We start from the raw sequence: 19,439 nt of genomic DNA, 5'->3' as shown, positions 1-19,439 counted from the left end.
CTTCCCAGTGGAAGATGGCGTTTTTTTATTTAGTGCAGCGAGAACAGTACGGTCGAGGCGAGGGCGCCCGACTCCAGCAAGAACCAGGTGGCAGCGCTGGCGAGGGCCAGATGGACGGCAGTCCAGGTCATTGGGTGGCGGCGCATGGTGAATCTCCTGGGTGGTGGCAGTACTGTGAATGTGGATCACATCTTAAGTCGCCAATTAGACCCTGGGCATCGGTAAATACTCCGTCGTGCTGTAGGACTAAACCTTCTTGAGAATTTGTGTCGCACAATTGAGATCTAATCGACAATATTTTCAGAAGGTGGCGCTCCTACGCCCAAAGTAGGTGGCGTCCTATAGTCGAGTCGGGGCGGTCAACCTACAGTCGATATCACCATGACACGACACGACCCCACCCTTATGCACCGCGGCCTCATGGCCGTGCGTCGCCACTCCATCCAGCGCCTTCTCGACGGTGTCTTCGGCATCGCCAAGCTGCGCGACGGCCAGCAACGCGTGATCGACAGCGTCCTTGATGGCAAGGACACGCTGGCGATCATGCCCACGGGTGGCGGCAAATCGCTGTGCTACCAGATACCGGCCAAGATGCTGGAAGGGATCACGGTCGTCGTCTCGCCGCTGATCTCGCTGATGAAGGACCAGCTCGAAAAGCTCGAAGAGATCGGCGTGCGCGCGGTGCAGGTCAACAGCTGCCTGAACGCCGAAGAAGAACATACGGCGATCGCGGCGATCGAGCAGGAGACTTGCGAGATCGTGTTCTGCACGCCCGAGCGCATGGTCTCGCCCGAGTTCATCGCGACGCTGCAGAAGGTCACGCTCGACATCGTCGTCATCGACGAGGCGCACTGTATCTCGCAGTGGGGCCACGATTTCCGCCCGGCCTATATCGGCCTGGGCGCTGCCATTGAAGCGATCGGCTGCCCGCCGGTGCTGGCACTGACGGCCACTGCCACTGACGAAGTCGTCGCCGACATCAACAAGCAGCTGGGCCGCAAGCTCAATGTGATCAACACCGGCGTGTACCGCCCGAACCTGCATTACGCAGTCCAGCAGGTCACGAGCGTGGCCGAGAAATACCAGGCCGCACTGCGTCTGGTGCAGGCCTCTGAAGGCGTCGGCATCGTCTACGCCGCCACCGTGAAGGTAGCAGAGGACATGCTGGCCGTGCTCGAAGAAGCGGGCGAATCGGTCACGATTTACCACGGCAAACTGCCGGCCGCCGAGCGCAAGCAGAACCAGGACCTGTTCATGGACGGCGAGCGTCGCGTGATGGTCGCGACCAATGCCTTTGGCATGGGCATCGACAAGTGCGATACGCGCTTCGTGATCCACCTGCAGATTCCGCCGAATCTCGAATCGTATTATCAGGAATCCGGCCGCGCCGGGCGCGACGGTCTGGACGCCACCTGCACGCTGCTGTACCTGCGGGACGACAAGCGCCTGCAGCAGTTCTTCCTGATGAAGCATTACCCGTGCGCGCAGGAGCTGCAACTGGTGCATTGCACCGTGCGTGGACTGGGCGATACCGGTCCCGTCACCCCGGCGCGCCTGGACGAAGCGCTGGCCGACCTGGCTGACTCGAGCATCAAGGTGTGCATCAAGCTGCTCAAGGATGCGAAGCTGATTCGCCAGAACCGCAAGCTCGAATACACCGCCGCTAGCGCCGAGCCGAAGCCCGGCATCTTTGACAAGCTCGCTGCCGTCTACGTCCAGAAGCAGGAACACGACAAGCACGCCCTCGAACAGATGGTCAGCTACGCCGTCAGCGGTTTCTGCCGCTGGAAGCTGATCCTCGACTATTTCGACGACAAGGTGGCCGGCTTTCAGAACTGCTGCAAGTGCGACAACTGCCTCAATCCCCCTGCGCTGTCGCTGACGGAAGGCATCGAGATCCGTGACGACGAGTTCGATCACGAGCCGGTGGCCGAGGTCCCGGCGCCCAAGTTCGTCGTCGGTGCGCGTGCCTGCTCGGCCAAGTATGGCGAAGGTGTCGTGACTGCCGTCGCCGGCGACCAGATCACGCTCGATTTTGCCGATGGAGAAAGCCGGACCTTCATGGTCGACTTCCTCACCCCGGCGTAAGGATGGCCATGGGAGACATGGTCGTTGTCCGCAAGGAGGGCCTGTACTGCGTACCGGGTGATTTCTATATCGATCCATGGCGCCCGGTGCCGCGCGCCGTGATCACGCACGCGCACGGCGACCATGCGCGCGTCGGTCACGGCCACTACCTGGCCGCCGCGCCCGGTATCGGCGTACTCAAGTCGCGCCTGGGTGACATCACCGTCGACGCGATGGAGTACGGCCAGTCGGTCACGCACAACGGCGTGAAGATTTCGCTGCACCCGGCCGGCCACGTGCTGGGCTCGGCGCAGGTGCGCATGGAAGTTGGCGGCGAGGTCTGGGTCGCATCGGGCGACTACAAGGTCGAGCCGGACAAAACCTGCGCGCCGTTCGAACCGGTGCGCTGCGATACGTTCATCACAGAATCGACGTTTGGCCTGCCGATCTACCGCTGGCAGCCCGAGGCCGAGCTGATGGCGGAGATCAACGCCTGGTGGCGCAAGAATGCCGACGAGGGCCGTTGCAGCGTCGTGTTCGCGTACTCGTTCGGCAAGGCGCAGCGCATCCTGGCGGGGCTGGATGCGAGTATCGGCACGATCGTCTGCCACGGTTCGGTCGAGCCGCTCAACCGGGCGTACCGCGCCGAAGGTGTCGACATTCCACCGACCGTGCTCGTCACCGACGTCGAGAAGGCACTGCTGCGGCGCGCGATGGTGATCGCGCCGCCTTCTGCCAGTGGCTCGACCTGGATGAAGCGCTTCGGCGACTACAGCGATGCCTTCGCCAGCGGCTGGATGCTGCTGCGCGGCGCGCGCCGCCGGCGCGGCGTGGATCGTGGCTTCGTGCTGTCCGATCACGCCGACTGGCCGGGGCTGATGAGCGCCATCAAGGCGACCGAAGCCGAGCGCGTGATCGTCACGCACGGCTCGATTCCGACGCTCGTGCGCTGGTTGAACCAGAATGGGCTGGAGGCTTCTGGCTTCGAGACCGAGTACGGTGACGAGGAGGCGGGCGAGGCCGCATCGGATGGCGCGCCGAAGGACCCGGTTGCGCCCGAGGAACCGGTCGCGCCAGAGAAGACAGCAGGAGCGGCCGATGCGTGAATTCGCCCGCCTGTACGCCGATCTCGACGAAACCACGTCGACCACCCGCAAGCTCGAAGCACTGCAGGCGTATTTTTCCAACGCCGCGCCCGAGAACGCGGCCTGGGCCGTGTACTTCCTGGCCGGCGGCAAGCCGCGCCAGGCCGTGCCGACCAAGTTGCTGCGCCAGTACGCCATCGAGTACGCCGTGCTGGACGAGTGGCTGTTCGACGAGTCGTACTCGGCCGTGGGCGACTTTGCGGAAACTATCGCGCACATCCTGCCACCGCCCACCGAACGCTCCGACGTTGGCCTGGCCGAGTGGATGGAAGAGCGCATTGGTCCGCTGCGCGGCGCCGATCCGGGCCGTATCCGCGAGGCGCTGTTCGGCTACTGGAACGAGCTCGACTGGCGCGAACGCTTCCTGCTCGTCAAACTGATTGGCGGTGGTTTCCGCGTGGGCGTCTCGCGCCTGCTCGTCACGCGCGCGCTGGCGGCGATTGCGGCGGTGGACAGCAAACTCATTGCCCAGCGCCTGATGGGCTGGACCGATGGCCGCGTGAAGCCGACGGCGGCGGGTTTTCTGCAACTGATCGCCGAGCAGTCGGCCGAAGAACACAAACTGCGCGGTGGCCAGCCGTACCCCTTCTTCCTGTCGCACCAGCTGGCGGCCGAACCGGCGAGCCTGGGCGAGCCGTCTGACTGGATCGTCGAATGGAAGTACGACGGCATCCGTGCGCAACTCGTGCGACGCGACGGCCAGAGTTTCCTGTGGTCGCGCGGCGAAGATCTGATCACGGAGCGGTTCCCTGAACTGGCGGCAGCGCGCCTGCCGGACGGCATGGTGCTCGACGGCGAAGTGCTGATCTGGCAGCCCGATGCGGCGATGCCGTCGCCGTTCGCCGACCTGCAAAAGCGCATCGGCCGCAAGACCTTGTCCGCCAAACTGCTGGCTGAACTGCCGGCCGTGTTGTGCTGCTATGACCTGCTCGAACTCGATGGTGTGGATCTGCGCGGCTTGCCGCAGCACGAGCGGCGCGCGCTGCTCGAAGTCGAAGTGGCCAAGCTCGATCAGCGCCAGTTGCGGCTGTCGCCAGTGGTCGAAGCCGACAGCTGGGAAGCGCTGGCCGAGCTGCGCGCCGGCTCGCGTGCCCGCAGCGTCGAGGGGATGATGCTCAAGGCGCGCACGGCGCAGTATGGCGTCGGGCGCACGAAGGATGTCGGCACCTGGTGGAAGTGGAAAATCGATCCGTATGCCATCGATGCGGTGCTGCTGTATGCGCAGCCGGGCAGCGGGCGGCGCGCGTCGCTGTACACCGACTACACGTTCGCCGTGTGGGACGGCGAGGGCGACGAGCGCAAGCTGGTGCCGTTCGCGAAAGCGTATTCAGGCCTGACCGATGCCGAGATCGGGCAGGTCGACAATGTCATCCGGCGCACGACCATTGAAAAGTTCGGGCCGGTGCGGTCGGTGAAGCCGACGATGGTGTTCGAGATCGGCTTCGAGGGCATCGCGCTCTCACCGCGGCACAAGGCCGGCATCGCGGTGCGCTTTCCTCGCATCCTGCGTCGCCGCACCGACAAACCGGTCGAGGAAGCCGATACGCTCGACACGCTGAAGGGTTTGCTGGAGGCGGCCACCGCATGAGTCGCAACGAAGTCAAGGACCGGGTCGACGCGTGGTTCGCCGGGCGTGGCTGGACGGTATTCCCGTTCCAGCGCAATGTCTGGAAGGCGGCGCTCAAGGGCGAATCGGGCCTGCTGCATGCGAATACCGGCGTCGGTAAAACCTTTGCCGTCTGGTTCGCGGCGCTGCAGCGCGCGGGCCTTGCGTCGGGCCGTAACAAGGCTGGCCTGCGGGTTCTGTGGATCACGCCGATGCGGGCCTTAGCGGCCGATACGCAACGCGCGCTCGAAGACTCCGCAGCCGAGCTGATGCCCGAGTGGCGCATCGGCGCGCGCACGGGCGACACGAAAGCCAGCGAGCGCGCGCGCCAGACGCGCAGCATGCCGGCCACCCTGGTGACGACGCCCGAAAGCCTGACGCTCATGCTCAGCAATGCGGCGGCGCTCGAACAGTTCCGCAACCTCGACATGATCATCGTCGACGAATGGCACGAACTGATGGGCAGCAAGCGCGGCGTGCAGGTGCAACTGGCGCTGGCGCGGCTACGGCGCTGGCGGCCCGAGCTTCTGGTCTGGGGCGTGTCGGCGACGATGGGCAATCTCGATCTGGCGCGCCAGGTTTTGCTTGGCGCGGATGCGGGCGTGCTGGTCGAGGGCGACACGCGCAAGAAGATCGTTGTCGATTCGCTGATTCCCGAGAACGTCTCGCGCTTCCCCTGGGGCGGGCACCTGGGCCTGCAAATGCTGCAGCCCGTGATCGACGAGATTGAAAAACACGAGGCAACGCTCGTGTTTACCAATACCCGGTCGCAGTCCGAGATCTGGTACCAGAACATCCTCGAGGCGCGGCCCGACTGGGCGGGCGTGATCGCGCTGCACCATGGCTCGCTCGATCGCGAGGTGCGCGAATGGGTGGAACTTGGTCTGAAGAGCGGCATCCTCAAGGCCGTCATCTGCACCGCGAGCCTGGATCTGGGCGTGGACTTTCTGCCCGTGGAGCGCGTGCTGCAGATCGGCAGCGCCAAGGGCGTGGCACGCCTGCTGCAACGGGCGGGCCGCAGCGGCCACGCGCCGGGGCGCGTCTCGCGCGTGACGCTGGTGCCGACCAACAGCCTCGAATTGCTTGAGGCAGCCGGTGCGCGCAAGGCGGTGGCGGCGCGCCGCATCGAGGGCCGCTATGTGCCCAACAAGCCGTTCGACGTGCTGGTCCAGCACATCGTGACGGTGGCGCTGGGCGGTGGCTTTCGCGCCGACGAACTGTATGACGAAGTGCGTCAGGCCTGGTCGTACCGGCACCTGACGCTGGAAGAATGGCAGTGGGCGCTCGACTTTGTCGCACGCGGCGGCCAGAGCCTGACCGTGTATCCCGAATACCGCCGTGTGCTGCCGGACGAGGAGGGCGTCTATCGCGTCCCCGATGCCGCCATCGGCCGCCGGCACCGGATGAGCATCGGCACCATCATGTCCGATGCGACGATCCAGGTGAAGTACATGTCGGGCGGGCGCATCGGCAGCGTCGAGGAATCGTTCATCTCGCGCCTCAAACCGGGCGACCGTTTCCTGTTCGGCGGGCGCATCCTCGAATTCGTGCGCGTGCATGAACTGACGGCGTTCGTGCGGCGCGCCACCGGCACGCGCGGCGCCATCGCGCGCTGGCAGGGCGCCAAGATGCCGATGTCGAACGAACTGGCGCACGCGGCGCTGGAAGAACTCCGGCTGGCCGATGCAGGCGTGTTCGACGGCCCCGAGATGCGCGCGCTCGCACCGCTGATCGAGATCCAGCAGCGCTGGTCGGCGCTGCCCACCAGCGAAACGCTGGTGCTCGAATCGATGAAGAGCCGCGAAGGGTATCACCTGTTCGTGTACCCGTTCGCGGGGCGCTCGGTGCACATGGGACTGGCCTCGCTGATGGCGTTTCGCGTCGGGCGCGTGCAGCCGATCACGTTCTCGATCGCGATCAACGACTATGGCTTCGAGCTGATGTCGCCCGAGCCGGTGGACTGGGCGGGCATGTTCGCCGCGTCCACGGGGGCGGGCGTGGCGCTGTTCGATACCGAGCGCCTGCTGGAAGACGTCATCGACAGCCTGAACGCGACGCAGTTGTCGCAGCAGCGCTTTCGCGAAGTGGCGCGCATTGCGGGGCTCGTGTTCCAGGGCTATCCGGGCCAGCCGAAATCGAACCGGCAGTTGCAGGCATCGTCGTCGCTGTTCTTCGAGGTGTTTCGCAAGCACGACGCCGGCAATCTGCTGCTCACGCAGGCCGAGCGCGAAGTGATGGAGCAGGAGCTGGAACTGACGCGCCTGCGCGACACGCTGCTCGAACTGCACGCGCGCCGCGTGGCGTACCGCGAGGTCAAGCGCGCCACGCCGTTCGGCTTCGCGCTGATGGTCGAGCGCTTCCGCGAAAAAGTCAGCACCGAGAAACTGAGCGACCGCGTCGCGCGCATGGTGCGCGAACTCGAGAAGGCGGCCGCATGACGCATGCAACCATCCAGGTGGCGGGCGAGACGCTGCTGCTGTTGCCCGAGAAAGCCGTCTACTGGCCCGCCCAGCGCATGCTGATCGTCGCCGACATCCACTTCGGCAAGGCAGCGGCATTTCGCTCGCTGGGTGTACCGGTGCCGCGCGGGACGACGTCAGAAAACCTGGCAGGCCTGGACGCGCTGGTCGCGCAGCACGATGCGCGCCACGTCGCGTTCCTCGGTGACTTCCTGCATGCGCGCGCAGCCCATGCCAGCTCGACCCAACTGGCGATGCTGGCCTGGCGCGGGCGCCATCCCGATCTGGCCTTGACGCTCGTGCGCGGCAATCACGACCTGCACGCGGGCGATCCGTCCGACGCACTGGGCATCGAGCTGGTCGACGAGCCGCATGCGATCGGCCCGTTTGCGTTCTGCCACCATCCGGGCGTCGATGCGGCGGGCTATGGCCTGGCCGGCCACGTGCATCCGGTGTACGTGCTGGCCACGCGCTTCGATGCGCTGCGCCTGCCGTGCTTCGTCGTCGGCACGCAGGGCCTTCTCTTGCCATCGTTCGGGTCCTTCACGGGCGGGCACGCGGTCAAGCCGGGGCCGGGCGACCGCATTTATGTGACCTCGGGCGACATGGTGCACGGCGTCGGCTGACAGCTGCGTACGTCAGCGTACCGACCCGGGGCGATCGCAGGCGTAAGGTCGGCCACTGATCCATTGATCCGCTGATGCCAGGAGAATGCCAATGAAACTACGCCTCATGATGTGCACCATCGCCGCCGCCATGGCGCCAGCCACGGTACTGTTGACCGCCAGCGGGACTGCCCTGGCGCAGCCTGCGCCGCAAAGCCGCACCGCCACGCCAGCAATCAATGGTTTCAATGTCGAAGAAGTCGCGCGGCTCGACCAGGGTGTCCGCCTGCAGTTCGACCTGTACGGCACGCCGGGCGGCAATGCCACGCTCAATCTCGATGGTGCGAACCGTGCGCTGCACCTGACCGAAGTCGAACCCGGCCAGTACACGGGTTCATACGTGATCGGCACGCGTGACCGCCTGAAGGCCGACAGCCGCGTGACCGCTGAGCTGCGCATGGGGAACGAGGTCGCCACGAGCGTGCTGCGCGAGTCGCTCGTGCGGAGTGATGTGGCGCAGCCCGCGGACGACACGCGCCAGCTGGCCACCAAGGATGCCCGCATCGCCGCGGCAGCCCCCGGCGCGGCGCCACCACCAGCCCCGCGCATGACCGAGCGCCCGCGCGTGGCCCGTTACTGCACCAGCTGCGGCATCATCGAGAAAGTGGAAACCGTGCAGGGTGCCTTGCCCAATCCACGGCCATTGGCCAGTGACGCCACCGCGCGCCAGTATTTCCGCGTGACGGTGCGCATGAATACGACCGATACGACGCAGGTGCTGGAGTTTGCCAACAATCCGGGCTACCGGACCGGCGACCGCGTGCGCGTCAGCGATGGCGTGCTGACGCTCGACAAGCAAGAGTAATCCAGACGGTACGCACCAATGACAACGCCCGCCATCACTGGCGAGCGTTGGTCGTTGGGCGGACGGGTTTCAGGCCGTGGCCAGCACCTGATCGTCGCCCGATTGATCGAGCTCGGCCTTTTGCTTGGCGCTTGCCTTCGTGCGTGAACGTGATGGGGGCAGGCGGCGCAGCGTCTTGAGCGATTCGGCGTCCTTGATGCCGATGGTGCGCTGGTCGACCGTGATCATGCCGATTTCGTTGAAGGCCGACAGCGTACGGCTGACGGTCTCCAGCGTGAGGCCCAGGTAGCTGCCGATCTCGTGGCGGGTCATGCGCAGGTTGAAGAGTTTACTCGAGTAGCCCATCGCGGCGAAGCGGTCGGCCAGCGACACGAGAAAGCGTGCCACGCGCGCCTCGGCCGACAGGGCGCCAAGCATGCCGATCATCGTTTGCTCACGCACCAGCTCGCGGCTCATGACGCCGTACATCATGTTCTCGAGTTGGTTGTGCACGCGGCCCAGCGCCGTCAGTTTCTTGAACGGCAGCAGTATCAGGTCGCAATCGGACAGGGCCACCGCCTCGGACGCATAGTGGCGCGTATGGATGCCGTCGACGCCGAGCATGTCGCCCTTCATCGGAAAGCTGAGCACCTGCTCGTTGCCGAACTCGTCGATCAGCACGGTCTTGAGAAAGCCCGAGTTGACGATGTACAGCGTGTCGAAGGCTTGCCCGATCGTGTGGACGCGCTGGCCGGTCTTAAACTGAACGTGCTGGAACAACAGTTCTTCGGAGCTTACCGAGACGCTGGCCTGGATACGCAGCAGGTCGCAGACTTCCTTGAGGTTGGACCAGAGTCGGCCCTGGCGCTGGCGACCGGCCTCCATCGGGGAATGCAGGGTCGGCTGATTGGCATTGCGTGGTTCTGACGGTGGCTGAGACTGCATGCTCTTCTCCGGTAAGAAACTCAGGGTTTGAGGCGACCCCGGCGGCACAGCCGAAGTTGACGTACATCTGCCATGCCATTGATTGCTAGCGGCTGACGCTGTGACTTGGATCGCGAGCAAGTCAATGCGGCGAATTCAGTATGCCAACACGAGCCCGGCACGACTATCAGCGTTGCCTGAATATGTAGGTAGGACAGATGGTAGGTTTGTAGGACAATTCCTACTGGCAAGCGGCGTTGCCCGACTGACGGAGGGGTGAAACAGGAAGGTCAGACCTTTGTTTTTGAACAAACTAATTCGTGGGTGCAGTTGTTGCGCAACATCGGATTGGGAAGTCGGCACGCGGTCACGACCCCGCCGTACTCAGGCTTTCATCGGCGAGAGCAGGCGGTGCGCTACGGCGTATTGCACCATTTCCGAGAGCGAACTCATCCCCATTTTCTGCATGATGCGGGTTTTGTGGGTGCTTACGGTCTTCACGGACAGATGCAGGCCGTTGGCGATCTCGGTAATCGATTTCCCACCCACGAGATGGGAAAATACCTCAAATTCGCGGTCGGATAACTGCTTGTGGAGCAATTGCTCGCTTGGGGCCATGATATTCAGGGCCAATTGCTCTGCGACCTCGGTACTAATATAGGGGCGCCCGGAAGCCACCTTGCGAATAGCACCCACCAACTGCGTGCCCGCGCTTTCCTTGGTCAGGTAGCCCTGGGCGCCGGCCCGGATCGCGCGCACGGCGTACTGTTCTTCTTCGTGCATTGTGAGGATGAGAATGGCCAGCTTGGGCGCCTCGCTGCGCACCTGGCGGATCAGGTCGACGCCGCTGCGCCCGGGCATCGACAGGTCGAGCAGCAACAGGTCGAAGCCACCCTGGCGCACCAGTGCCAGCACTTCGAACCCATTGGTTGCCTCGCCGACAATGTCAACTTCTTCGGCGCCCTCCAGGATACGTTTGAGACCTTCGCGCATGATCGTGTGATCGTCCGCGATGACAATTCTGACCATATCGATTCCTCACACATTAAGAGGTTTCCTACCCCCGAAAACCGTTGTTCAGTTAAACACGTTTTCCAGGTGTAAGTCCTGCTATCAATACTGCGGGTTGCCCTGGATGACTTTGTGCGAAGGGCAGACGGTTTTGTCTCGTTCAGACTGCCGGCTCGGCGATCAGCCGGTGCACCAGCACCGGCTTGGCGGTATGCGACAGTACCTTGTTCGTAACACTGCCCAGCAGTAACTGGTTCCAGCCGCTGCGGCCGTGCGAGCCCATGAAGATCAGGTCGCAGCCTTCCTGCTCGGCGACCTCGACGATCTTGAGCGCTGCCGTATCCGAAAACGCCGTCAGGCAGCGGTGCGCGAGATTGGCCGATGCGCAGGAGCGCGTGATCCTGCCCATGTATTCCTCGCCCATCCGGCGCATCTGGGCGGCGTATTCTTCTTCGCTGGGGTAGGAGGGCGGGATGATTTCGACGTACACCGGGTACTGGTATTCGGGCGCGACGAACAGGGCCAGGACTTCGGCGCCCAGTTGCTGGGCAAACTTGACGCCCGCGCAGGCGGTGTGCTGGGAGACGGCGGACCCGTCGGTTGTAATCAAAATTTTTCGATACATGATGATTCTCCTCAGGGCATCTCCATTCTGACAACCATATGCCGAATGGCCAGTGTTGAAAACGCAAAGTGTTGAGTTCGCTCAAACGTCGGGTCACCGTCCGGATGCGACACTTTCTCACGGAAAACAACAGCACGATCACAAAATACAACACCAAGCATATAAAAACGATCAGGAATTGCACGTTTTAATTGTCGCGGAACTAAGTTTTCACGTCCATTTTGTTGCATTGCCTTCTCTTAGATTTACCTACGGCAACCACGCTGATACACTCGCAGACAACACTAGTCCCACTGATGGGCGCGGAAATGACCGGCCCGGTGGACGCAACACCCCCAGTATTGCAGAGCTGATTGCGAATTTATATTATGGAGAAGCAGGGATTATGACCAACGCCGCTGACGATTTCGACGCACTATTCGAGGAAGTGGCGGCGCAGCGCACCAGCGCTTCGCCAAGTCCTGCTTCCGCGGCCCCCGTGGCCGCAGCGCCTGCCCCGGCAGCCGCTGCCAGCAACGACGAAGACGACCTCGACTCGCTGTTCGACCAGGTGTCCGCTACCGCCACATCGGCCCCCGCTGCGGCCGCCGCACCGGCTGCACCAGCAGCAGCAGCAGTAGCAGCAGCGCCGGCAAGCGCCGCTGCCGGCGACGAGGGCAGCGAAAACGGTGGCATGTTCGAGCGCCTCGGCGGCATCGTGCGTCTGCTGCATGACTCGCTGCGCGAACTGGGCTACGACAAGGCGCTCAATGAAGCCTCGTCGCAGATCGTCGATGCCCAGGATCGCCTCGAGTACGTCGCCACGCTGACCGAACAGGCCGCCAACAAGGTCCTGAACACGCTCGACGAAGGCATGCCGGCCCAGGACGTGCTGTCAAAGCAGTCGAAGGACATGGAACTGCGCTGGGGCGACCTGTTCGACGGCAAGTTGAGCCTGGACGAATTCAAGGCACTGGCCGGCGATTCGCGCCAGTTCGCCACCAGCGTGACGGCCGCCACCGAAGCCGAAAAAGCGCGCCTGCTCGAAATCATGATGGCCCAGGACTTCCAGGACATCACCGGCCAGCTGATCAAGAAAGTGGTCAAGATCACGCAGGCCGTCGAGGGCGAGCTGGCCCAGCTGCTGCGCGACAACGCACCGCCTGACCTCAAGGAAAAGCTGGCGCAGAAGCAGGCAGTACCGGAACCACTGATGCAAGGCCCGTCAGTGCCGCAAGCGGCGCTGAACCAGGACAACGTTGACGATCTTCTTGCCGATCTGGGATTCTAATGGACGATATGCTGAAGGATTTCGTCGTCGAGGCGATGGATCTGGCGGTCAACGTCGAAGAGCACCTGCTGCGCCTCGAACGCGATCCCGACAACAAGGAAACCCTGAACGCGGTGTTCCGGTCGTTCCACACGATCAAGGGCGGCGCCGGCTTCATGGGCCTGCCCGCGCTGGTCGCGGCCTGCCACCTGACCGAGAACCTGTTCGACGCGCTGCGCACCGGCGCCGCGCCGGTCACGCCGATCGCGATCGAAGCAGCGCTGCAGGCATCGGGCTTCGTGGCCGACCAGCTGGGTGACCTGAACAACGGCACGCCGCCGGAAGGCCTGGCCCAGATGCCGGCCGACCTCGAACGCATCCTGATGGACGCGATCGAAGGCAAGGGCAACAGCGCACCGGCGCCAGTCGCTGCGCCGGTGGTAGCAGCGCCCGTCGCAGCCGCAGCCGCGCCGGTTGCTGTAGCCGTCGCACCGGTCGTTGGCGACGATGGTCTGGACTGGGTTGGCATGTACAACACCGTGGTTCCGGCTGCCAGCGCCATCGCCGGCGCACCAGCCGTTGCTGCGGCTGCCGTCAGCACATCGACGCCAGCGCCAGCGCCAGCCGCTGCGCAAGCCGCACCCGCCGCCGCTACCCCGTCGACGGCAGTCGCCACCACGACGACCCCCGCACCCGGTGGCAAAGGCTGGGACGGCACCGAACGCCGCAACGACGCCAAGCCGGTCGCCAATGCGCCGGCCAAGGACGAAAGCATCCGCATCGATGCGGTCAAGCTCGACGCGCTGCTCGAAGTGGCGGGCGAATCGGTCCAGGCCGCGAACCAGGCTGCCGTGCTGCTCGAACGTCTGCAGCAATTCAAGTTCGAAGGCCAGGCTGCGACGCTGATCGCCACGCTGGCCGAAACGCTGGAACGCGCGTCGCGCTATTCGGCCGAACTGCAGCGCGCCACGCTGGCCACCCGCATGCAGCCGGTGGGCCGCCTGTTCCAGAAATTCCCGCGCCTCGTGCGCGAGCTGGCGAAAGACCTGGGCAAGGACGTCGAACTGACCATCGAAGGCGCCGAGACCGAAGTCGATCGTGTCGTCGTGGACAGCCTGTACGATCCGCTCGTGCACATGCTGCGCAACGCGCTGGACCATGGTGTCGAATCGCCTGCCGACCGGGTCGCCAATGGCAAGCCGGCCAAGGCCTTCATCCTGCTGAAAGCCTGGCAGGAAGCCAACAGCGTCATGATCGTGCTGCAGGACGATGGCAAGGGCATGGATCCGAGCCGCCTGCGCAAGATCGCCATGGACAAGGGCCTGATCGGCGAGAACGGCGCGCAGAGCGACGAAGACGCGTATCAGCTGGTGTTCCTGCCGGGCTTTTCGACCAAGGAAGTCGCTTCCTCGGTCTCGGGCCGCGGTGTGGGCATGGACGTGGTCAAGACGGCGGTGGAGAAGAACCGCGGCGCCATCCGCATCGAATCGCAGATGGGCAAGGGCACGCGCTTCGCAATCCGCCTGCCGATCGAACTGTCGATCGTGCCGACGATGCTGGTGTCGACGTCGGGCGCGCAACTGGCGCTGCCGATGGCGGTCGTCGAGCGCGTCGTCGAACTGCCGGACGAATTCGCCTGTGTCGGCGGCGCCCCGGTGCTGAAAGACCAGGGCCGTCCGCTGCCGGTGCGCTCGCTGGCGCTGGCGCTGGGCTACGAGGCCGGTTCCGAAAAGGTCGGCATCGTCATCAATGCACCACAACCGTACATCCTGGCGATGGAAGCGGTCGATGGCACGGCCGACTTGGTCATCAAGCCGATGACCGCACTGTCGGTCGAAGGCATCACCGGCACGGCGCGTTCGGCCGAGGGTGAGCTGGTGCTGGTCGTGGGCCTGTCGTTCCTGATGGATGGCTGCCGCAGCAGCGTGCGTCTGGCAGCATAAGGTCGCATCACGCAGCGCCACCGCCACGCGGCGGCAAAAGCGCAGAGAAAAGCCCGGGTCACTGATCCGGGCTTTTTTTATTTGTGCATGGCAAACCCCTTGCAAACTTAATTTGCCACATGTTATGGTCCTTGGCATAAACATGCGCTGCCCCGGCATGGTGCACCACAGCACAACTATGGCATAATCGAAAACCCGGCTGCCGGGCACCCTGTCCCGGCGACCGCGCGCACCCCCTGTGCGCCCTCACACCGCATCAATGGACTGACCATGCAAAAAACGCTCTACGACAAACTCTGGGATTCCCATGTCGTGCGTGCCGACGCCGATGGCACCACCGTCCTGTATATCGACCGGCACCTGGTACACGAAGTGACCAGCCCGCAGGCCTTCGATGGCTTGCGCGATGCGGGCCGCGGACTATGGCGCACATCGAGCACGCTGGCCGTGGCCGACCATAACGTGCCGACCACCGATCGCGCCCAGGGCATCGCCGACCCCACCTCGCGCCTGCAGGTCGAAACGCTCGACGCCAATACCAAGGCGTTCGGCCTCACGTACTTCAACATGAACGACCGGCGTCAGGGCATCGTGCACGTGATCGGGCCGGAGCAGGGCGCCACGCTGCCCGGCATGACGGTCGTTTGCGGTGATTCGCACACCTCGACCCACGGCGCATTCGGCTGTCTGGCGCACGGCATCGGCACGTCGGAAGTCGAGCACGTGCTGGCCACGCAAACGCTGCTGGCCAAGAAATCCAAAGCGATGCTCGTCAAGGTCGAGGGCGCCCTGCGCCCGGGCGTGACGGCCAAGGACATCGTGCTGGCCGTGATTGGCCGCATCGGCACGGCCGGCGGTACCGGCTACGCCATTGAGTTCGGTGGTTCGACGATCCGCGCGCTGTCGATGGAAGGCCGCATGACGGTCTGTAATATGGCGATCGAAGCGGGCGCGCGCGCGGGCATGGTGGCAGTTGACGACACCACGATCGCCTACGTCAAAAACCGGCCGCTGTCGCCCACGGCCGATCAGTGGGAGCAAGCCGTGGCCTACTGGCGCACGCTGCACAGCGACGACGGCGCCGTGTTTGACACGGTCGTCGAACTCGATGCGCACGACATCCAGCCGCAAGTCACCTGGGGCACATCGCCCGAGATGGTGATTGCGATCGATGGCCGCGTGCCGAACCCGCTCGACGAACACGATCCGGTACGCCGCGGCGCCATCGAAAAAGCGCTGGTCTATATGGATCTTGCGGCGGGCACGCCGATCGACGAAGTGGCGATCGACAAGGTGTTCATCGGCTCGTGCACCAACTCGCGCATCGAAGATCTGCGCGCCGCCGCCGATGTCGTGCGCGGCCGCCAGCGCGCGCCCAACGTCAAGCTGGCGATGGTCGTGCCGGGGTCGGGCCTGGTCAAGGAACAGGCCGAGCGCGAAGGCCTCGACCAGATCTTTCTGGCCGCCGGTTTCGAATGGCGCGAGCCGGGTTGCTCGATGTGCCTGGCGATGAACGCCGACCGCCTGGAGCCGGGCGAGCGCTGCGCGTCGACGTCGAACCGCAACTTCGAAGGCCGTCAGGGCCAGGGCGGCCGCACGCACCTGGTGTCGCCGGCCATGGCCGCCGCCGCAGGGATTGCGGGGCACTTTGTCGACGTACGCGCGCTCTGATGCGTTAAGGCGTATTGCGATCAATTCCACGATCATTTTCTCGTTCAGGACATCATGAAAAAAGCTCTCGCACTCTCCCTCGTCGCCATCCTGCTGGCCGGCTGCAACACCGTGTCGGGCATCGGCCGCGATGTCTCGAAAGTCGGCCAGGTCGTGACCGGCGCCGGCGGCAAATAAGGCCAACAAGATGGATAAGTTCACCGTACACGAAGGCCTGGTGGCGCCGCTCGACCGCGCCAACGTCGACACCGACGCCATCATCCCGAAGCAGTTCCTCAAATCGATCCGGCGCACCGGCTTCGGCCCCAACTTGTTCGACGAATGGCGTTATCTGGATCACGGCGAACCGGGTCAGGACAACAGCGCGCGGCCGCTCAATCCGGACTTCGTGCTGAACCAGCCGCAGTTTGCGGGCGCGTCGATCCTCCTGACGCGCAAGAACTTCGGCTGCGGCTCGTCGCGCGAGCACGCGCCGTGGGCGCTGCAGCAGTTCGGTTTTCGCGCCGTCGTCGCGCCGAGTTTTGCCGACATCTTCTTCAACAACTGCTTCAAGATCGGCCTCTTGCCCATCGCGTTGACCGAAGACGAAGTCGAGGCGCTGTTCCAGGCGGTCGAGCGTCAGCCGGGGTTCCAGCTGACGATCGACCTCGAACAGCAGCGCATCGGCACGCATGACGGCAGCCTGTCGTTCGGCTTTGCCATCGACGACTTCCGCAAGTACTGCCTGTTGAATGGCCTGGACGATATCGGCCTGACGCTGCGCCATGCGGACGAGATCCGCGCCTTCGAACAACGCCATATCGCGGCCCAGCCGTGGCTGGCCAACGCGATCTGATCGCAGCGCCAAGGCAAGAAACCAAGACCAGAAACCAAGAAAAGAAAGACGAGCATGAAGATTGCGATCCTGCCGGGTGACGGCATCGGCCCGGAGATCACCGCCCAGGCGGTCAAGGTTTTGAACGCGCTCGGTGAGCGCTTCGAGATGGACACCGCAGAAGTGGGCGGCGCGGGCTACGCCGCGCACGGCCACCCGCTGCCCGACAGCACGCTCAAGCTGGCCAAGGATGCCGACGCGGTGCTGTTCGGCGCCGTGGGCGATTATAAATACGATGGGCTCGAGCGTGCGCTGCGCCCGGAGCAGGCGATTCTTGGCCTGCGCCGCGAACTTGGCCTGTTCGCCAATTTGCGTCCGGCGATTCTGTACCCGGAGCTGGCCGGCGCCTCGACCCTCAAGCCCGAAGTCGTGTCGGGCCTGGATATCCTGATCATTCGAGAACTGACGGGCGACATCTACTTCGGCAAGCCGCGCGGCGTGCGCGAATGCCCGGACGGCCCGTTCAAGGGCCAGCGCGAAGGCTTCGACACGATGCGCTACGCCGAAGGCGAAATCCGCCGCATCGCGCACGTGGCATTCCAGGCCGCGCTGAAACGCGACAAGCGCGTGACCAGCGTCGACAAGGCCAATGTGCTCGAAACGGGCCAGTTCTGGCGCGATATCGTCACCGACGTGCACAAGGAATACGCCGGCGTCGAACTCGATCACATGTACGTCGATAACGCCGCCATGCAACTGGTGCGGGCGCCGAAAAAATTCGATGTGCTCGTGACCGGCAACATGTTCGGCGATATCCTGTCGGACGCCGCCGCGATGCTGACCGGTTCGATCGGCATGCTGCCATCGGCCTCGCTCGATGCGAACAACAAGGGCCTGTACGAGCCATCGCACGGTTCGGCGCCGGACATCGCGGGGCAGGGCGTGGCCAATCCGCTGGCGACGATCCTTTCGGCTGCGATGATGCTGCGCTTTACCTTTGGCCTGACGGAGCAAGCCGACCGCATCGACAACGCCGTCAAACGCGTGCTGGCACAGGGTCTGCGTACACCAGATATTCACGAAGCAGGGTCCACCCGCGTGGGCACCGAAGAGATGGGCAACGCGGTCGTCGCGGCGCTCGGATAACACTGTAATCACACTGAAAGAAGACGATGAAATTAGTTGGTCTGGTAGGTTGGCGCGGCATGGTTGGCTCGGTCCTGATGCAGCGCATGCAGGAAGAGGGCGATTTCGACCACATCGAGCCCGTGTTCTTCACGACGTCGAATCCGGGCGGCGCCGCGCCGGCGATGGCGAAGAATGAAACCACCCTGAAGAGCGCGAGCGACATCGCCGAGCTCTCCAAATGCGAGATCATCATTTCCTGCCAGGGCGGCGACTACACGAGCGAGGTGTTCCCGCAACTGCGCGCGGCCGGCTGGAACGGCTACTGGATCGACGCTGCGTCCACGCTGCGCATGAACGACGACGCGGTCATTGTGCTCGATCCGGTCAACCGCGCCGTGATCGACGCCGCGCTGTCGCGCGGCGTGAAGAACTACATCGGCGGCAACTGCACCGTGTCGTGCATGCTGATCGGCCTGGGCGGCCTGTTCGAGGCAGGCCTGGTCGAGTGGATGACGTCGATGACCTACCAGGCGGCTTCGGGCGGCGGTGCGCAGCACATGCGCGAACTGCTCACCCAGTTCGGCACGATCAACAGCGCAATCAAGCCGCTGCTGGACAACCCGGCATCGGCGATCCTCGAAATCGATCGCACCGTGCTGGCCACGCAGCATGGTTTGTCGGCTGACGAAACGAAGCAGTTCGGCGTGCCGCTGGCCGGCAACCTGATCCCGTGGATCGACAAGGACCTGGGCAACGGCCAGTCGAAAGAAGAGTGGAAGGCCGGCGCCGAGACCAACAAGATCCTCGGTCGCGGTGCGGGCTTCGACGCCAAGCCCATTCCCGTCGATGGCCTGTGCGTGCGCATCGGCGCGATGCGCTGTCACTCGCAGGCGCTGACGATCAAGCTGACGAAGGACGTGCCGCTGGACGAGATCAGCGACATCATCGCCTCGCACAACGCGTGGACGAAGGTTGTGCCGAACAACCGCGAAGCATCGATGCGCGACCTGTCGCCGGCCGCCGTCACGGGCGGGCTGACCATCCCGGTGGGCCGCCTGCGCAAGATGTCGATGGGTGACGATTACCTGTCGGCGTTCACGGTTGGCGACCAGCTGCTGTGGGGCGCGGCCGAGCCGCTGCGCCGCATGCTGCGTATCGTGCTGGAGCGTTAAGCCCCTGGACTGTTGCAATACCCCGGGCCGGCTGTCTCGCAGCCGGCCCGTCATTTCCAGTTCGTCATCGCCGGTTGCATTCCTTGCAACTACCATGTCTGGTGGTTATCGAACCCCGTAAAGGCATGTCTCGCAGGCCACAAAACACCCTGTTCCCCCTGCTGTAAACGTGCGCA

General features: G+C 64.2%; 17 protein-coding genes. 13 read left to right on the top strand and 4 right to left on the bottom strand.

Annotated features, from left to right (window positions below):
• Nucleotides 1-405 precede the first annotated feature (405 nt).
• From HD842_RS15080 to HD842_RS15055, 6 genes are all read left to right on the top strand, one after another.
• Nucleotides 406-2,088 carry a RecQ family ATP-dependent DNA helicase gene (locus HD842_RS15080; RefSeq protein WP_229424776.1) on the top strand — a complete coding sequence of 561 codons (1,683 nt, stop codon included), beginning with the start codon at nt 406-408 and terminating at the stop codon, nt 2,086-2,088.
• A gap of 8 nt (nt 2,089-2,096) precedes the next feature.
• Nucleotides 2,097-3,173, top strand: a complete 1,077-nt coding sequence (locus HD842_RS15075) for a ligase-associated DNA damage response exonuclease (protein WP_183555543.1) — start codon at nt 2,097-2,099, stop codon at nt 3,171-3,173.
• Nucleotides 3,166-4,800, top strand: a complete 1,635-nt coding sequence (locus tag HD842_RS15070; RefSeq protein WP_183555542.1) for an ATP-dependent DNA ligase — start codon at nt 3,166-3,168, stop codon at nt 4,798-4,800. The genes HD842_RS15075 and HD842_RS15070 overlap by 8 nt, the downstream gene beginning before the upstream one ends.
• Nucleotides 4,797-7,256: a ligase-associated DNA damage response DEXH box helicase gene (locus HD842_RS15065; protein WP_183555541.1), complete on the top strand. Its 2,460-nt coding sequence runs from the start codon at nt 4,797-4,799 to the stop codon at nt 7,254-7,256. The genes HD842_RS15070 and HD842_RS15065 overlap by 4 nt, the downstream gene beginning before the upstream one ends.
• On the top strand, nt 7,253-7,903 hold the full coding sequence (gene pdeM / locus HD842_RS15060) for a ligase-associated DNA damage response endonuclease PdeM (RefSeq protein ID WP_183555540.1): 651 nt from the start codon (nt 7,253-7,255) through the stop codon (nt 7,901-7,903). Before HD842_RS15065 ends, pdeM begins: the two co-directional genes overlap by 4 nt.
• A gap of 91 nt (nt 7,904-7,994) precedes the next feature.
• Nucleotides 7,995-8,747: a hypothetical protein gene (locus HD842_RS15055; RefSeq protein ID WP_183555539.1), complete on the top strand. Its 753-nt coding sequence runs from the start codon at nt 7,995-7,997 to the stop codon at nt 8,745-8,747.
• Nucleotides 8,748-8,816: 69 nt separating this feature from the next.
• Here HD842_RS15055 and HD842_RS15050 read toward each other — a convergent pair whose 3' ends face one another.
• The 4 genes from HD842_RS15050 to HD842_RS15035 form a co-directional block, all read right to left on the bottom strand.
• Nucleotides 8,817-9,611: a Crp/Fnr family transcriptional regulator gene (locus tag HD842_RS15050; RefSeq protein WP_183555930.1), complete on the bottom strand. Its 795-nt coding sequence runs from the start codon at nt 9,609-9,611 to the stop codon at nt 8,817-8,819.
• 423 nt (nt 9,612-10,034) lie between these two features.
• Complete coding sequence (locus HD842_RS15045) at nt 10,035-10,679, bottom strand: response regulator (RefSeq protein ID WP_183555538.1); 645 nt, start codon at nt 10,677-10,679, stop codon at nt 10,035-10,037.
• A 142-nt stretch (nt 10,680-10,821) separates the two neighbouring features.
• A complete protein-coding gene (locus tag HD842_RS15040) occupies nt 10,822-11,286 on the bottom strand; it encodes a universal stress protein (protein ID WP_183555537.1) in 465 nt (154 codons plus the stop codon).
• An 11-nt stretch (nt 11,287-11,297) separates the two neighbouring features.
• Complete coding sequence (locus tag HD842_RS15035) at nt 11,298-11,516, bottom strand: hypothetical protein (protein WP_183555536.1); 219 nt, start codon at nt 11,514-11,516, stop codon at nt 11,298-11,300.
• A 155-nt stretch (nt 11,517-11,671) separates the two neighbouring features.
• Here HD842_RS15035 and HD842_RS15030 point away from each other — a divergent pair, with 155 nt between their 5' ends.
• The 7 genes from HD842_RS15030 (at nt 11,672) to asd (ending at nt 19,263) form a co-directional block, all read left to right on the top strand.
• Nucleotides 11,672-12,556 carry a protein phosphatase CheZ gene (locus tag HD842_RS15030; RefSeq protein WP_183555535.1) on the top strand — a complete coding sequence of 295 codons (885 nt, stop codon included), beginning with the start codon at nt 11,672-11,674 and terminating at the stop codon, nt 12,554-12,556.
• Nucleotides 12,556-14,478 (top strand): chemotaxis protein CheA, encoded by a 1,923-nt coding sequence (locus HD842_RS15025; RefSeq protein WP_183555534.1) that lies wholly within the window; start codon nt 12,556-12,558, stop codon nt 14,476-14,478. Before HD842_RS15030 ends, HD842_RS15025 begins: the two co-directional genes overlap by 1 nt.
• A gap of 270 nt (nt 14,479-14,748) precedes the next feature.
• Complete coding sequence (gene leuC / locus HD842_RS15020) at nt 14,749-16,149, top strand: 3-isopropylmalate dehydratase large subunit (protein WP_183555533.1); 1,401 nt, start codon at nt 14,749-14,751, stop codon at nt 16,147-16,149.
• Nucleotides 16,150-16,203: 54 nt separating this feature from the next.
• The gene (locus HD842_RS24295) at nt 16,204-16,326 is read left to right on the top strand and encodes a hypothetical protein (RefSeq protein WP_258835162.1); all 123 of its coding nucleotides are present in this window, start codon (nt 16,204-16,206) and stop codon (nt 16,324-16,326) included.
• Nucleotides 16,327-16,336: 10 nt separating this feature from the next.
• The gene (leuD, locus tag HD842_RS15015) at nt 16,337-16,984 is read left to right on the top strand and encodes a 3-isopropylmalate dehydratase small subunit (protein ID WP_183555532.1); all 648 of its coding nucleotides are present in this window, start codon (nt 16,337-16,339) and stop codon (nt 16,982-16,984) included.
• Between the two features lie 54 nt (nt 16,985-17,038).
• A complete protein-coding gene (gene leuB / locus HD842_RS15010; RefSeq protein ID WP_183555531.1) occupies nt 17,039-18,109 on the top strand; it encodes a 3-isopropylmalate dehydrogenase in 1,071 nt (356 codons plus the stop codon).
• Between the two features lie 26 nt (nt 18,110-18,135).
• Nucleotides 18,136-19,263 carry an aspartate-semialdehyde dehydrogenase gene (gene asd, locus HD842_RS15005; protein WP_183555530.1) on the top strand — a complete coding sequence of 376 codons (1,128 nt, stop codon included), beginning with the start codon at nt 18,136-18,138 and terminating at the stop codon, nt 19,261-19,263.
• Nucleotides 19,264-19,439 lie beyond the last annotated feature (176 nt).

The organism is Massilia aurea, from assembly GCF_014200505.1.
In the GTDB taxonomy this organism is placed as follows: Bacteria; Pseudomonadota; Gammaproteobacteria; order Burkholderiales; family Burkholderiaceae_D; genus Telluria; species Telluria aurea_B.
Note: the sequence above shows the minus strand (reverse complement) of the source record. Positions and strands in the feature narration are given on the sequence as shown.

What these genes read in the sequence shown, in the direction of transcription:
- leuB (WP_183555531.1), top strand. Translation starts at nt 17,039, where the DNA reads ATGAAGATTGCGATCCTGCCGGGTGACGGCATCGGCCCGGAGATCACC.
- HD842_RS15035 (WP_183555536.1), bottom strand. Translation starts at nt 11,516, where the DNA reads ATGCAACAAAATGGACGTGAAAACTTAGTTCCGCGACAATTAAAACGT.
- leuC (WP_183555533.1), top strand. Translation starts at nt 14,749, where the DNA reads ATGCAAAAAACGCTCTACGACAAACTCTGGGATTCCCATGTCGTGCGT.
- asd (WP_183555530.1), top strand. Translation starts at nt 18,136, where the DNA reads ATGAAATTAGTTGGTCTGGTAGGTTGGCGCGGCATGGTTGGCTCGGTC.
- HD842_RS15025 (WP_183555534.1), top strand. Translation starts at nt 12,556, where the DNA reads ATGGACGATATGCTGAAGGATTTCGTCGTCGAGGCGATGGATCTGGCG.
- HD842_RS15075 (WP_183555543.1), top strand. Translation starts at nt 2,097, where the DNA reads ATGGGAGACATGGTCGTTGTCCGCAAGGAGGGCCTGTACTGCGTACCG.
- pdeM (WP_183555540.1), top strand. Translation starts at nt 7,253, where the DNA reads ATGACGCATGCAACCATCCAGGTGGCGGGCGAGACGCTGCTGCTGTTG.
- HD842_RS15040 (WP_183555537.1), bottom strand. Translation starts at nt 11,286, where the DNA reads ATGTATCGAAAAATTTTGATTACAACCGACGGGTCCGCCGTCTCCCAG.
- HD842_RS15050 (WP_183555930.1), bottom strand. Translation starts at nt 9,611, where the DNA reads ATGGAGGCCGGTCGCCAGCGCCAGGGCCGACTCTGGTCCAACCTCAAG.
- HD842_RS15055 (WP_183555539.1), top strand. Translation starts at nt 7,995, where the DNA reads ATGAAACTACGCCTCATGATGTGCACCATCGCCGCCGCCATGGCGCCA.
- HD842_RS15080 (WP_229424776.1), top strand. Translation starts at nt 406, where the DNA reads ATGCACCGCGGCCTCATGGCCGTGCGTCGCCACTCCATCCAGCGCCTT.
- HD842_RS24295 (WP_258835162.1), top strand. Translation starts at nt 16,204, where the DNA reads ATGAAAAAAGCTCTCGCACTCTCCCTCGTCGCCATCCTGCTGGCCGGC.
- HD842_RS15070 (WP_183555542.1), top strand. Translation starts at nt 3,166, where the DNA reads ATGCGTGAATTCGCCCGCCTGTACGCCGATCTCGACGAAACCACGTCG.
- HD842_RS15045 (WP_183555538.1), bottom strand. Translation starts at nt 10,679, where the DNA reads ATGGTCAGAATTGTCATCGCGGACGATCACACGATCATGCGCGAAGGT.
- HD842_RS15065 (WP_183555541.1), top strand. Translation starts at nt 4,797, where the DNA reads ATGAGTCGCAACGAAGTCAAGGACCGGGTCGACGCGTGGTTCGCCGGG.
- HD842_RS15030 (WP_183555535.1), top strand. Translation starts at nt 11,672, where the DNA reads ATGACCAACGCCGCTGACGATTTCGACGCACTATTCGAGGAAGTGGCG.
- leuD (WP_183555532.1), top strand. Translation starts at nt 16,337, where the DNA reads ATGGATAAGTTCACCGTACACGAAGGCCTGGTGGCGCCGCTCGACCGC.